The organism is Chryseobacterium bernardetii (assembly GCF_003815975.1).
Taxonomy (GTDB): domain Bacteria; phylum Bacteroidota; class Bacteroidia; order Flavobacteriales; family Weeksellaceae; genus Chryseobacterium; species Chryseobacterium bernardetii.
Genome location: NZ_CP033932.1, coordinates 4,057,276 through 4,072,154, shown reverse-complemented (window position 1 = coordinate 4,072,154; position 14,879 = coordinate 4,057,276). Strand labels below are relative to the sequence as shown.

Sequence of the window (14,879 nt, the reverse complement as noted above, 5' to 3'; positions counted from 1 at the left end):
AATCTGACGTTAGATTTATTTTATCATGCGATATTTAGATTCTTTCAGAATGACAAACTAAGTGTTGAAATACAAAAACATTTTATCATCCAATTTTCCTCAGAAATTTAATCAATAAAATACAGCCTAATCAAAATACAGCCATTATCTTCTCTAAAACTCTAAAATTACACTCTCTCCTCAAATAATTTCCAAGTCTGAAACTTTCTCAGTATTTTTACTGAACTTTTTAATTACAACAAAATGATTCAGTATTTAGATAATATTCAGCACAAAGATTCAAAAAACTTTTTCCTTATTGCAGGACCCTGTATTATTGAAGGAGAAGATATGGCGCTTAGAATTGCTGAAAAAGTAATCAATATTACAGACAAGTATAATATTCCTTATATTTTCAAAGGAAGTTTCAAAAAGGCTAACAGAAGCCGTGTAGACTCTTTTACAACCATTGGAGAAGAGAAATCTCTTGAAATTCTTAAAAAAGTAGGAGAAACTTTCAATATTCCTACCACTACGGATATTCACGAAAATGAGCATGCTGCATTAGCAGCCCAGTATGTGGATGTTCTTCAGATCCCTGCATTCCTGGTTCGTCAGACAGATCTGTTGGTTGCTGCTGCTAAAACAGGAAAATGTGTTACTTTGAAAAAAGGTCAGTTCCTTTCACCGGAAGCTATGAAGTTTGCAGTTCAGAAAGTTACAGATTCTGATAACCAGAAAGTGGCAATCATTGAGAGAGGAAATTCTTTCGGGTATACAGACCTGATCGTAGACTACAGGGGAATTCCTACCATGAGAGAATATGCGCCTGTGATTCTGGATGTTACGCATTCATTGCAACAGCCTAATCAAAGTTCCGGAGTAACAGGAGGAAGACCCGATCTTATTGAAACTATTGCCAAAGCAGGAATTGCAGTAGGAGCAGACGGAATTTTTATCGAAACCCATCCAACTCCGGAAACTGCATTATCTGATGGAGCCAACATGTTAAGACTCGATTTATTAGAAGATTTATTACAAAAATTAACAAGAATTAGAGAATCGATTTTGTAATTGTTAAAAAAACATTAATTTTAGAAATTCTAAAATATTTCTTTTGAAAAAACTAGTTTTACCGCTAAGCCTTATGGTTCCTGTTCTGATTTTCTCCCAACAAAGGAAAAAAGATACGGCGACCACTAGAGTGACCGATATAGAGGAAGTTGTGTTCCAGAAAAAAACAACAGGAAAGACCAATGACCTTACCAATGTAAGAATTTCTGCAAAAGAAGCGAAAGCAGTAGCTTCTATTAGTGGTGGAATTGAAGGGCTGATTAAAACACTTCCCTCTGTAAACTCCAACACAGAGCTGTCTTCCCAATATATGGTACGTGGTGGAAACTATGACGAAAACCTTATCTATATTAATGATATTGAGATCTACAGACCTTTCCTGATCAGAAACTCTCAACAGGAGGGGATGAGTATCATTAACCCGGATATGGTTTCTGCCGTAAATTTCTCTGCAGGAGGTTTCGAAGCCAAATATGGTGATAAGATGTCTTCTGCTTTAAATATCTATTACCGTGAGCCTGAAAAATTTGAGGTTTCCGGTGAGGCAAGTTTAATTGGTGGTAGATTAACCACCGGTTTGGCTTCAAAAAATAAAAAGTTTACCGCATTATTTTCAGGAAGATACAGAAATACCAATCTTGTTCTTAACACCTTAAAAGAAGATACAGACTTTAATCCTACTTATTGGGATTTCCAGTCTTATTTGAACTATCACGTTAATGACAAATTCTCCATGTCATTCATTGGGTATTATTCCAAGAATGATTATGAGATGATTCCTAAAGCGAAAAGTGTAACTTTCGGAAGCCTTCAGCAGCCTATTACTGTAAATATTGGGTATGGTGGTAAAGAAAATGACCAGTATAAAAATATGATGGGTACATTTTCCATGAACTATAAACCTGCTGATAACTGGAAGCTTACAATGGATGCTTTCGCTTATCAGAACAGAGAAAGAGAATACTATACTATCCGTTCAGAATATGAACTGCAGACGTTTGACCCGATAACAAAGGAACCTGTTTCCAGTTATGATGTAGGAGGACAGACAGAACATGCCAGAAATGATTTATTTGTAAGAACTTACGGAACTCAGCTCAGAGCGAAATTTTCTCCTAATGTGAATACAGATATTGAAGTTGGTTTCAAATATGAAAAAGAAAACCTTAAAGATCTTACCAATGAATGGAAACTGGTAGATTCTGCCGGATACAGCCTTCCAAGACCGGAAGTAATTGATCCCAGATCAGGAACTACAACAGGAGATCTGCGAATGTTCTATTATATTGCAGGAAAAAATAATATAGAGCCTACAAGATTATCTGCTTATGCACAGTATTCCCAGAAATTTTATTGGGGAGCAAGCAAAGTATTTTTAAATGCCGGAGTAAGAGTTTCTAACTGGAGCTTTAATAAAGAAACGATATTCTCACCAAGAGTTCAGTTTGCGATAAAACCAGACTGGGATTCCGATATGTTATTTAAACTTTCCGGAGGAATTTATTATCAATCTCCATTTTATAAAGAGATTAAAGATCTTGACGGAAACTTCAACCCGAATATCAAGTCACAAAGATCTATCCAGGCTATCCTGTCCAATGATTATGAGTTCTATATGTATGACAGACCGTTTAAATTAACAACGGAGCTTTACTACAAAAAAATGGATAACCTGATTCCGTATTATATGGATAACGTGAGAATCCGTTACTCAGGGCAGAATAATGCCAAAGGATACGCTTATGGAATTGATACCAGATTATTTGGTGAATTTGTTCCGGGAGTAGATTCATGGCTTTCAGCGAGTTATGCAAGAGTGTATGAAAATATTGATGGAAGAGGAGATATCCCGAGACCAACGGATCAGAGGTTCAGGGTTGCCATGTTCTATCAGGATTATATGCCGCAGTTCCCATCCATGAGGGTAAACCTTACTTTGGTATATGCAATGGGATTACCAACAGGATCTCCTGTAATGTTTAATGATAACGGACAGCCGGATTTCAATTCAGCATACAGTTATCAGAAAACATTGCCCGCTTACAAAAGGGTAGATATCGGATTAACAAAAGTATTTATTGATCCAAAGGATAAAAATAAAAGATCCGGTTTCTGGGGTAATTTCCAGGAATTATCATTAGGAGTACAGGTTTTCAACGCGTTTAATATCAATAACACTGTGGCTAACCAGTGGATTACAGATTACAATACCAATTATATGTATCCGGTTCCGGTACGTCTTACAGGACGTTTCTTCAATGTGAAACTAGAATTTAAACTATAAAAATCTGCGTTATCTGCAAGAACATATAAAGCAAAATCCTCTGAATATTCTTCAGAGGATTTTTATTTGCCTGAATTTTATAACAACAATACAAAATTTTATAACAACGGTTTACTGAATATTTTTAACTTTGTCTCATAATGAAAAAGATTCTTGCCATACTGTTTTCTATTTTCTACTTCGGATTCTCTTCCGGAGCAGCATTTAGCATTCATTACTGTATGAAAGAATTTGTTTCTGTAAGCCAGAAAGCTGATGATATTTGTGGCAAATGCGGTGTTAAAGATAAAAAAGGATGCTGCAAAACAGAGATCAAAGTCGTAAAAGTTGATGATTCCCAAAAGTCTGATCTGCTGAATGTTGATTTCTTAGTCCAGATTTCAGAAATTCCTGTTAAGCATCAGTTTGTTTTTTTAGACAGATCCTTTTCGGCGACCAAATTTACTCAGATTCAGATTAATGCACCACCGGAATATAAACCGGTACCCATCTATATCAATCATTGTAATTTTAGAATTTAAAATCCGTCAGTCGTTTTCGGTGTTATCATAACATCCGTTACCAATGACATGTCTTAACGCATTACCTGTGCGTTACCCTTATTCTTTATTAAATATTAATTCTAAAATTTAAAACAATGAAAAAGTATATCATTACAGCAGCCTTAACTTTATTCTCAGTTATTTCACTTTCAGCACAGTCTAAAAAAGACGCTCAGGTTTCAAAGCTTTATCAGAACTATATTGCCATCAAGTCGGCTTTAGCTTCTGATGATGCAGATCAAACTTCAAAAGCAGCTACAGAATTCATTAAAACAGCTTCAACTATCGATTATAAATTAGTTTCAGAAGGAAACCTTAATATTCTTAGAAAAGATGCCTCTGCCATTTCAGAAGCGAGAACAGTTGCAGCTCAGAGAGAAACTTTTTTCAATCTTTCGGACAATATGATTGCTCTGACGAAGGAGTTCAAGCTTTCTGAGAAACCTGTTTACGTACAATATTGCCCAATGGCTGACGGAAGTTGGTTAAGTGATGAAAAACAGATCATGAATCCATACTATGGAAAATCTATGCTTTCTTGCGGAAGTGTAAAGTCGGAAATTAAATAAGTGTTGTATTAGTCTTTAAAACAATAAGTTGCAGGGTTTAATTTGTTTTAAACTTTAAACTCTGCAGCTTCTGAAAAAGTTCGGAATATTATGAAAAAATTAATCATGTTTCTGGTGCTTTTGTTCTCTGTTTTTACCTTCGCACAAACTGCAAAAACCTATTATACCTGTCCTATGCACCCTGAAATAGTCTCTTCAAAACCCGGAGACTGCCCGAAGTGTAACATGACATTGGTGAAGAAAACGGTTGTTGTACAACCTAAGGTTATGACCAGGCCAGCAGTAAAGCCTGTACCGAAAATAGAAAAGAAAACAAAACCTGTAGAAACAAAAGTAAATAAAACTAAGGCTGAAATAACTAAAAAAGAAAATCCAGTAGGGGAAAGAGCATTAACTCAGCCTTCAATTTCATCTTTATCAAAACCTATATCTGAGCCTCAAGCTACTTACACTTGTCCTATGCATCCTGAGGTAATTTCAGATAAGCCGGGAAAGTGTCCTAAGTGTGGAATGGAACTGGTAGAAAAAGAAGGTCAAAAACATGCTGTCACTGAAAGCTCAAAAGGAGAAAAAACAGTATTAAAAAGAAATTCTGAAAATGGAAAACTTACTTTTGGCGGGAAAACAGTCCGCTATGATTTATATGTAAAAGACACCATTGTTAATTTTACAGGAAAAAACAGGAGAGCAATTGCGGTCAATGGTAAGCTTCAGGCTCCTACATTGTATTTTACAGAAGGAGATACTGCTGAAATTTATCTGCACAATATGCTTAAGGAAAATACAGGCCTGCACTGGCACGGGGTAATTCTTCCCAATGAACATGATGGGGTACCTTATCTTACCACAAAACCTGTAAAGCCTGGTGAAACCCATCTGTATAAGTTCAAAATCTCTCAAAACGGAACTTATTGGTATCATTCTCACGAAGCATTACAGGAACAGATAGGAATGAACGGGATTTTAGTCTTTAAAAAGAGAGATGGAGAGCCAAAAACTGAATATAACGCAGAAATCCCTGTATTGTTGGGGGATTGGAGTGATGATGATCCTATGCAGATTGCCCGTAGGCTGCATATGGCCAATACAGACTGGTATGCTGTGAAAAAAAATGCAGTACAGAGTTATTGGGAAGCCATCAAATCAGGAAATCTTGGGACAAAAGCCTTGAATGAATGGAAAAGAATGGAAGCCATGGATGTAAGCGATGTGTATTATGATAAGTTTTTAATCAATGGAGTTCCAAGTTCTGGTTATACTAATCTTAAAGCAGGAGATAAAGTAAGACTGAGAGTTGCCAATGGTGGTTCATCCACTTATTTCTGGCTGAATTATGGCGGCGGAAAAATAAAAGTGGTAGGAAATGACGGAAATGATGTGGTTCCGGTAGAAGTAGACCGATTGATTGTTGGTGTCTCAGAAACTTATGATATTGAAGTGACTATTCCTGAGAATAAAAGCTTTGAATTCCGGGCCACTTCAGAAGACAGAATAGGCCACGCTTCTCTTTGGCTGGGTTCAGGTGAAAAAATAGAAGCTCCGAATTTACCAAGACTGATGCTTTTTGAAGGAATGAAGATGATGAACGGAATGATGGAAATGAGTGGAAATATGAAGCCAATGAACATGACGATGGGAAATCAGATGATGGATATGAACGAAGTAATGTATCCTGAACTTTCGGAAAATCAAAGGAAAACAACAATGAAGCACATTAATGAAATGATGGGTGTGAAAACGAAAGAAGATAAAAAAACTGATGACCATTCTCAACATACCGGAATGGATATGCAGCAGGAGAAAACCATCAAAAGGTTATCTTACAATATTTTAAAATCTCCTGAAAAAACAATACTTCCGGCAGACAGTGTTCGTCATATGAAATTTACGCTGGAGGGGAATATGAATCATTATTTATGGACATTAGACAATAAAACCGTTACAGAGACAGATAAAATTCTGATCAAAAAAGGAGAAATTTTAAGGATTAAGTTGTATAACAACTCTATGATGCGTCACCCGATGCACCTTCACGGGCACGATTTCAGACTCATCAATTCAAAAGGAGAATATTCACCCTTGAAAAATGTGGTAGATATTATGCCGATGGAAACTGTAACGATTGAATTTGCTGCCAATCAGGACGGAGACTGGTTTTTCCACTGTCATATCCTGTATCATATGATGGCCGGGATGGGAAGAATCTTCAGCTATGAAAATTCAAAACCGAATCCCCAGCTTCCGAACAGAAAACTGGCCTGGAAAAACTTTTTGAAAGATAATAAAATGGTAAGCTCTATGGCAATGCTGGATGTAGCAAGTAATAAAATCCATGCAGAAACCATGACGATGTTCGGGCCAAGATGGGCTAATCTGAATGAGTTTCATAGCAACTGGAACTTCGATCATTTTGAAGGAAGTGCAAAAGTGGGAAGATTCCTGGGGAAATTCCAATGGGCATTACCTTATGCTGGATTCAGAGTTCAAAAAAATCATGAAATCATGGAAAGACAAATAGCGGAAGATATGGGGATGGGTTTTCATGGCAAGAAAACCTGGTTCGGACAGCAGAAGGCTTCAAAAAGCAGATATTCATTTATAGTCGGGATGCAGTATGTATTACCAATGTTGATTACTGCAGATGCTAGTGTAGATCAGAACGGGAAAGTATTGCTGGAGCTGAGCAGGGAAGATATCCCGCTTTCCAGAAGATTGAGAGGAAACTTTAGCGTTAATTCAGATGGAGAATTCTCAACAGGAATAAGATATATTGTTCAAAAATGGCTATCCCTTTCCGGAAATTATGATAATGAAATGGGCTGGGGGGCCGGTGTTACATTAACGTATTAATTTTAAAACCCTATTATTTTAAAAATAATGAAAAATATAATAACCGTACTGTTAGTGGGAGCTGCATTATCTTCTTGTACTAAACCCGAAAATAAAATCTCTGAAAATAAAGCTGCACAACCGGAAATTAAAAATTCCGAAAAAACAGAACCTATTGTTGCTTCATATCAAAAAGAGGAAGTAAAAGAAAGTCCGGCAGAAAATAAAAAGGAAATGGTTGAGCTTTCAGCTTTTTCAATACAGCAAATAATCAAAGGGTATCTTCCTTTAAAAAATGCTTTAGCTCAGGATAATTCTCAGAAGGCTTCCGATGCTGCCAAGGGGTTGTTTTCTATATTAAAGAAAATAGATATCAGTAAGACCAGGGCAAAAGACAATTCTGAGTTGCGGGATATTTTGAAAAGTGCATCGGAAAGCGCAGAACATATTGGGGATAACGCTGATGATATTGTACTCCAGAGAGAACATTTACTTTCTCTAAGCAATGATATTACAGGTCTTATAGAAAAAGTAGGAACCGGTGGCTTACAATTATATCAGGATTTCTGTCCTATGTATGATAATGGAAAAGGGGGAACCTGGATTAGTGAAACAAAGGAAATTGTAAATCCTTACGAAGGAACAAAAATGCTCAACTGCGGATCTGTAAAAAAGGTCTTGTAAACACATGGACCGTTTTTTATAATGAAACCTGTTATAGCCGGAAATTAATTCCGGCTATTTTTTGATTAATGCTTTAAGGGATTAAACCCATCATAAAATTCTACAATATATTTCTGTAAACTGAAACAAAAGGTTATAATGTTAAAATATAACTTTCCGATACTTTTTTAAACCCATATCTGTTAAAAAACTGATGGGCACCATGATTATTCACTCCACTTTCCAGCAGAATGAAGCTGATATTCCATTTTTTAGATTCCTCAATGGCTTTTTCCAACAGTTTACTGCCTAAAGACTGGCCCCTTACAGACTGGTCCAAAAGCATATCTTCAAGGATGGCGTACTTTTTAAAAGGGCTGTTGATGACATTGAAAACCATCATTCCCACAATTTCTGCATTTTCATTTTCTGCGATAAGAATATTTAATTTAGAGTTCCCGTCTGAATTAAAATCTGTAAGGAGCTGTTCTGTTAAAATGACATCGAGGTCCGGATTCCAGTGATGGGTGTCTATGGCTCTGCCAGACATCATTTCGCCATGGGAAATATAGGAATCTGTTTTATGGGTGATAAAAAAGTCTACCAGTTCCTTGACGCGTGTTTTATCTGTAAGCCATTTTGTAGTATAGTTCATGAAGCCTTGTTATTTTAATTTTTTTAATTCTTCCAGTAACTGATTCTGTTTCTTGATGAACTGATCCAGGTTATCTGTCTTTAAAGGATGGGCATTTTGATATTTTTCAATTTCAGGTAGCGTTTTTCTGATTTTGAATATGGTATATTGGTCGTAGATCTTGCTTTGATTCGCTTTGGTTTTTTTAATTAGATCTCTGATAGCCTGGTTTTTTAAATTGTATTTATCTGCGCTGTTTTGAATTTCTTTTTCTATTTCATTTTTTGTGGCAGAATCAGTAATTGAGCCAGAAAGATTTTTGGCATCATGATAATAGTTTTCTGATTTATCAATGATATTGGTGTACTCACTAATAACAGTATTGGTTTCACTGTTAATATCTGTTATTCTTTTATCGAGATCCTGCAGTGCTTTATCATTTTTTAAAAGTTCATCATAAATATTCTGAACCAAATTTCCACCACGGGAATAACCACTTTTTGCAATGGATGAAATGGATGATTCTGCATTATCAACAGCGTTTTCTATAGCCGGCTGTTTTTGTGGTTTGTTCTCTCTGCATGAAAGTAAAGACAAAGCAAATGCAGCTGCGAAAAGTATTTTTTTCATTGTGATTGGGTATTGATTATATTTTGTTGTTGTGAGTTTAATAGTATTAGTTGATGGTCTTTATAGATTGTTACAGATGCTTCTCAACAGAATTAAATTCAACATTTTTATTCTTCAGATTTAAGATAACCGTCATACTTCCTATATTATCATTTACTTTTATCTTCAATGTATCATTGGAAAAAAGAGAAGAAGAATCCTGGTTCATCCATACAAAAATAAAAAAACGGAGCCTGAAAACAGACTCCGCCTATAAAATTGTTTGCGCTAAAATTATTTACCCAAATAAGACTTAAGGATCTTACTTCTGGTATTGTGTTTTAGTCTCTTAATTGCTTTTTCTTTGATCTGACGGACTCTCTCTCTTGTAAGATCGAAAGTTTCACCAATTTCTTCTAAAGTCATTGGGTGCTTTCCGTTCAGTCCGAAATATAATCTTACCAAATCAGCCTCTCTTGGAGTTAAAGTGTTTAATGCTCTTTCAATTTCAATCTGAAGAGATTCAAGCATTAAGTCTTTATCAGGACTTGGAGATTCTCCTGAACGTAATACATCATAAAGATTAGAATCTTCACCTTCTACTAAAGGTGCATCCATAGACAGGTGTCTACCGGAGTTTTTCATAGATTCTTTGATATCTTCCTCACTCATGTCAAGAACTTCAGCCAATTCTTCCGGAGAAGGTGGTCTTTCATTTTCCTGCTCAAGGTGAGCGTATGCTTTATTAATTTTATTGATGGAACCAATTTTGTTCAATGGAAGCCTTACAATTCTTGATTGCTCAGCCAACGCCTGTAAAATTGATTGACGGATCCACCATACTGCATAAGAGATAAATTTGAAACCTCTAGTTTCATCGTACCTTTTTGCCGCCTTCATTAATCCTAAGTTACCCTCATTAATCAAATCGGGTAAGGAAAGACCTTGGTTTTGGTATTGCTTAGATACAGAAACTACGAAACGAAGGTTGGCTTTAATTAATTTCTCCAATGCGGCTCTGTCGCCAGCACGTATTCTTTGTGCCAATTCTACTTCCTCGTCCGCAGTAATCAGTTCTACTTTACCAATTTCCTGCAAATACTTGTCTAATGAAGCAGTTTCCCTGTTGGTAACCTGCTTAGTGATTTTTAATTGTCTCATTTATTATTATCCTCAAAAAAGAGTTACTATATAATATACGTATGGAAATATAAAAAGGTTACACAAGTTTTACTTTTTTATTAAATATTTTGCCAGAGAAGAAAAAAAGATCAAATAAAGAATATACATAGGCTTTATACTTTACCAGCATTAAAAGCAAAAAACGGAACCAAAGTTCCGTTTTACCTAATATCTGTAAGAATTTATTTCAATTAGAATAGTTCATTCAATACTTTAGCTAATCGTAAGCCTCCATATAACAACTGTCTTTCAAGGGTATCATTGAATTTGTATTGATAATCGTAAGACAGTTTTGATCCATCAGGAGTCTGTGCATAAATCTTATTGGCAATTTTATGAGAATCATACAGCCAGTCTTCCAGAGTTCCGGATTGAATTTGGGCAACTTCTTCTTTAGATTTAATATCCAGAAGTTTAGAATACTCTGTGTAGCTGTATTTCTGGGAATCTACCAATTTACCATCCCAAACAGAGTGTAAATTTGTTTTATCCCCGAAATAGGTAACATTGATCTTGTTTCCTCCCAAATCTTCTGCTCTTCCCACATGCAATGGCTGGGCAAGGTCTCCCATAATATGAATAAGGAAAATTAACGCGATCTTTCTGTCTTTTGCTGATGTTTTTTCATCTTTAATCTGACTGGATAGGGTATTAACCTGAGTGTAAAGACTAGGCCCTGCCTGCATTTTTAAGTTCTGGTCAAAATTCTTAAAGTCAGTTTGCGGATCAATGTTTACGTAGTGCCATGATGAAGCCTGCTTCCAAACTCCTGTAGTGTCAGATTTGATAAAATCTGGCCAGTTAGCCCAATACGCAAGACGTTCTTTGCCCATTATTTTTTTAATTTCTCTTCTTGCCTTTCTGGAAAGGTGATTTTCTGCAATATCTGCAATTACTCTATGCCCCGTTAATCCCCACGCATAAGAATAAAGTGAAGAGGAAATGAATGCTAAAATCAGAATTTTAGAATAAATACTTTTCATTTTAAATAACAATTTTCAGTCTGCAAAGATACGACCACCTTTCCGAATGAACATACATAATCATGGATTTATTCCAAAAGATGATGTTAATAAAATTTAATCTGAGAAAAATAGGGATTTGTATTAGGTTTGCGGGATGATTTTTGTGATGGGGTTCGGGATAAGGACCGTGAGGTAATATATAATAAGGATGGCAGGTGAAATTTCAACATCCTGTTTTGAACTTTGAAGTAGAAAACGTTAAAATATTGATTTTGAATCGGTAACTTTAAACTTTAACCCTTGAATGAATTGGGCTATTACCGTATTTTTACGGTATTTACTGAAAATTATTCCTTTTAATGTCAATAAATTAGTATTTTTAAAATAAAATTATTGTCAAAATATTTTTTCAAACTTATGAGATATATTATCTTTACAAGTCATAATCACAGGAAACACTATGCATGAGAATAATATTGTAGATATGAACTATAATAAGCTGCAGACAGACTTTAAGGCAGAGGCTGTGGCTGTTAACCTTTTAAAATATCACCGGACGGTAAGCAATATATTTATTGAGAGAGTCGGGGTGAATGACCGTGCTTATCTTAAGGATATTAAAAGCATTTCAAGCAGTTATCTGGGTTTTGATGAAGAAGTGTTCACCATAGAAACTTATAGAGAAGGTATTTATGATTATCTTCCTGAAGGGTTATTTCACCCGCCTTCACTCGGAGCTTCAAGGAAAAATGTGGATACGGTTGTAAGAGAGATCAGAAAGCAAAAAAGAGTAGAAGAGGATGCCCGCAAATTTTTCCGTCCCTTTGAGCTGGAAGTCTTTTTCACGGAGATCAGTGCGCTTCTTAAAGAGTCTGAATTTGATATCACCAGCAATACGGATTCTTTGCTGGAAACAATAAGTGAGCTTTGGCCTCTTATTGATATGCTGGACAGGCAGAACGCTTATATATTTATACATATTCTCCCGTTTTTTCATCAGATTAGAGGAGATAAAAGATGGTTTGAAAGATGTATGACCGCTTTTCTTCAGGTTCCGGTTAAAGTAACTTTTTCTCCCAATGTTATTGATGAAATAGAAAAAAATGATGATTCAATGCTGTTGGGAAATTCAAGATTGGGTGTAACCTATATTCCTAGCGGAAGACATATGGACGGGCAGAGGAACTGGGTAGTGAATATCGGCCCCATTCCTTATGAGGAAATGAAAAAGTATATTCCGGGAAGCCCATTCAGGAAAGTTCTTCAAACACTGTATGATTATTTTCTTCCTGTAACTGTAGATATAGAAGAGAATTTCGTTACAGAAAAGCTGGAATATTCTTTCAGTCTTGAGGATGATGAAAGAAATGCCAGCCGCCTTGGTTACTCTACATTCCTCTAAATTATTTTACTATATTTACAACTACCAACAAAGTATAAATTCGAAAAGAAAAAAATGGAAATTTCTTCAGTAAAAGGTATTTTTTTAAGGTATATCTTAATGCCTTTAATCGCAATTATCATGATGTTTATCCTGGGTATTATCAGGAGAAACAAACCTGCGATCAAAATTAAAGTAATTATTATATACGTCCTTCTGTGCAGCTTATGTCTGGCACTTCCAGGCTTTTTTGGGTTTGCCGGAAATCTTTTTAACCCGTACTGGTATCTTATAGCACAAATTATTTACCTTATTTTTGGAATTATTCACGTTAACCTGCTGCACAAATATTTCAAAAAGCATATTGATTCTCTGGCAATGAGTATTTTGTTTGAATCTATACTTTCATTAACGTGTATTGCATTAGGTGGGTATTTGTTTACCCTGTTATTCAACTGGATGAGTAGAGGAACAGGATATGCTGTGATGGCGGCTACAAGCATGCTGATCTTTGTGGTTCCTATGGTATTTTATTACTGCTATATTCAGTTTATCAGTATTCCTTTTGATATTTATAAAACGTGGAGATACTCTCCGGAGCAAAAGCTTCCGGATTTTGAAGGGGCAGATTTTGACCGTCTGATGGTTCTTAATGTTGAATTAAGTAAAAATCTTGAAGATTCAAACCGCTTCAGAATCAAGGCTAAAACGCTTCCTACAGGAATTACCTTCGGGGACTGGTTTTACAGAGTGGTAGATGATTATAACCACAAAAACCCGGGATCCATCATTCATCTTTCTGATGAAGTAAGAGAACCTTATTACTGGATCTTTTATACTAAAAAATCGTTTTTCAGCTTTAGAAAATATATAGATTTCGACCAGGATATCACTGCAAACAACATTTCTGAAAATGAAGTGGTGATTTGTAAGAGAGTCATTCAGCATGAAGAGGAGGGAGTAGCAAGAAAATCATAAACACAAAAAATTAAAAAGTATTAAACATGATACAGCCTATTAAACATTTTGCAATCAATTGGGTGGATGGGATGAAGGTTTCCCAAAGACATCTTAATGATCAGGATAATTTCTTAATTGATACCATCAGAGATTCCAATTCACTCGGGATCACTACATATAATTACGGGCTTTTGCCTATTTCTACAGAGTATACAGACCGCACTATTTTTGATGTTCATAATACTGCTACCAATGACGTGCAGCTTGTTATCAAAAGATGCAGCGCTGTTACTATGGCAGGTTACCGTATTGAATTAACTGACAGAAGAATCAGTGTGAAATCACTGGCCAAATCAATGAGTGAAGAGCAGGCAGATGGGGAATATTATATCCTTATCTCTGTAAATCCGTTTGATAAAGTGCCTTTTGGAGATATTGACCCGGAAGAAATTCCGCCACGTCACCCGAACGCACAGCCTAATCACCATATTGAACTTCTTCCTGTAACTTCTTTGAATAGCAGCTATTCAGGAGGAAATTACCTGATTATCGGTAAGGTAGATTTAAAAGCAAACATTGCGCAGGTAGACTCTAATTTTATTCCACCTTGTACTTCTGTTCAGAGCCATCCTGCGTTGGTAGATTACTACAGCAGTTTTGCAAAATCTATTGGTAACCTTCAGCAATATGCTTTCAAGATTATCCAGAAGGCATCTCACAAGAACCAGAATACAGCATTAGCTCAGAATGTGAAGTTTGTTTGTAATACAATGGTGACTACTTTTGGAGATATGTATTTCCAATTCAGAAATATCACCCCTTACCAGCCACCGGTATTTTTAATTGAATCTTTTGCAAGATTAGCCCTTCATTTATATAACGCAACACAGCTTCTGGTTCCTGCAGAACTGGAAGAAATGCTCAACTACAGCTTAGAGTGGAGCGAAATTGCACCGCATACTCTGCTTAATCAGCTGTCTATTGTAGCAGAAACAAATTACGATCACCACAACTGTGGAGAGCCTTTACTTTACATCCAGCAGATGCTAAGAAGTTTAGAAACTATTTTCTCTAAACTGAGCGAACTGGATTATATTGGTCAGAGAAAAGAAAATATCATTGTTAATGAGCAGGAAGTCACTACCAATACCAATCCGAAGAGAGGATGGAGCGTACTGGATTAACTTAGTTCTTTATAAAATAGAAAT

13 protein-coding genes are annotated in these 14,879 nt (G+C 35.9%); 9 read left to right on the top strand and 4 right to left on the bottom strand.

Annotation, left to right across the window (positions count from 1 at the left end; translation table 11 throughout):
• Positions 1 to 243 precede the first annotated feature (243 nt).
• From kdsA to EG339_RS18475, 6 genes are all read left to right on the top strand, one after another.
• On the top strand, positions 244 to 1,053 hold the full coding sequence (gene kdsA / locus EG339_RS18500) for a 3-deoxy-8-phosphooctulonate synthase (RefSeq protein WP_123871397.1): 810 nt from the start codon (positions 244 to 246) through the stop codon (positions 1,051 to 1,053).
• A 43-nt stretch (positions 1,054 to 1,096) separates the two neighbouring features.
• The gene (locus tag EG339_RS18495) at positions 1,097 to 3,337 is read left to right on the top strand and encodes a TonB-dependent receptor plug domain-containing protein (protein ID WP_123871396.1); all 2,241 of its coding nucleotides are present in this window, start codon (positions 1,097 to 1,099) and stop codon (positions 3,335 to 3,337) included.
• Positions 3,338 to 3,477: 140 nt separating this feature from the next.
• Complete coding sequence (locus tag EG339_RS18490) at positions 3,478 to 3,858, top strand: HYC_CC_PP family protein (protein WP_228459652.1); 381 nt, start codon at positions 3,478 to 3,480, stop codon at positions 3,856 to 3,858.
• A 116-nt stretch (positions 3,859 to 3,974) separates the two neighbouring features.
• Positions 3,975 to 4,448, top strand: a complete 474-nt coding sequence (locus EG339_RS18485; RefSeq protein ID WP_123871395.1) for a DUF3347 domain-containing protein — start codon at positions 3,975 to 3,977, stop codon at positions 4,446 to 4,448.
• A gap of 105 nt (positions 4,449 to 4,553) precedes the next feature.
• Complete coding sequence (locus tag EG339_RS18480; RefSeq protein WP_123872722.1) at positions 4,554 to 7,298, top strand: multicopper oxidase domain-containing protein; 2,745 nt, start codon at positions 4,554 to 4,556, stop codon at positions 7,296 to 7,298.
• A gap of 27 nt (positions 7,299 to 7,325) precedes the next feature.
• Complete coding sequence (locus EG339_RS18475; protein WP_123871394.1) at positions 7,326 to 7,961, top strand: DUF3347 domain-containing protein; 636 nt, start codon at positions 7,326 to 7,328, stop codon at positions 7,959 to 7,961.
• A gap of 133 nt (positions 7,962 to 8,094) precedes the next feature.
• On the opposite strand, the gene EG339_RS18470 is transcribed toward EG339_RS18475, so the two are convergent.
• The 4 genes from EG339_RS18470 to EG339_RS18455 form a co-directional block, all read right to left on the bottom strand.
• Positions 8,095 to 8,595 (bottom strand): GNAT family N-acetyltransferase, encoded by a 501-nt coding sequence (locus EG339_RS18470; protein WP_123871393.1) that lies wholly within the window; start codon positions 8,593 to 8,595, stop codon positions 8,095 to 8,097.
• A gap of 9 nt (positions 8,596 to 8,604) precedes the next feature.
• On the bottom strand, positions 8,605 to 9,204 hold the full coding sequence (locus tag EG339_RS18465) for a hypothetical protein (protein ID WP_123871392.1): 600 nt from the start codon (positions 9,202 to 9,204) through the stop codon (positions 8,605 to 8,607).
• A gap of 273 nt (positions 9,205 to 9,477) precedes the next feature.
• Positions 9,478 to 10,344, bottom strand: a complete 867-nt coding sequence (locus tag EG339_RS18460) for a sigma-70 family RNA polymerase sigma factor (RefSeq protein WP_002979276.1) — start codon at positions 10,342 to 10,344, stop codon at positions 9,478 to 9,480.
• Positions 10,345 to 10,556: 212 nt separating this feature from the next.
• On the bottom strand, positions 10,557 to 11,348 hold the full coding sequence (locus tag EG339_RS18455) for a S1/P1 nuclease (protein WP_123871391.1): 792 nt from the start codon (positions 11,346 to 11,348) through the stop codon (positions 10,557 to 10,559).
• A 466-nt stretch (positions 11,349 to 11,814) separates the two neighbouring features.
• On the opposite strand from EG339_RS18455, the gene EG339_RS18450 reads away from it, so the two are divergent.
• The 3 genes from EG339_RS18450 to EG339_RS18440 are packed head-to-tail and all read left to right on the top strand — an operon-like array spanning position 11,815 to position 14,855.
• Complete coding sequence (locus EG339_RS18450; protein WP_225718320.1) at positions 11,815 to 12,732, top strand: type VI secretion system baseplate subunit TssG; 918 nt, start codon at positions 11,815 to 11,817, stop codon at positions 12,730 to 12,732.
• A gap of 54 nt (positions 12,733 to 12,786) precedes the next feature.
• The gene (locus tag EG339_RS18445) at positions 12,787 to 13,689 is read left to right on the top strand and encodes a TssN family type VI secretion system protein (protein WP_123871389.1); all 903 of its coding nucleotides are present in this window, start codon (positions 12,787 to 12,789) and stop codon (positions 13,687 to 13,689) included.
• 26 nt (positions 13,690 to 13,715) lie between these two features.
• Positions 13,716 to 14,855, top strand: coding sequence for a hypothetical protein (locus tag EG339_RS18440; protein ID WP_123871388.1), 1,140 nt, complete (start codon positions 13,716 to 13,718; stop codon positions 14,853 to 14,855).
• Positions 14,856 to 14,879 lie beyond the last annotated feature (24 nt).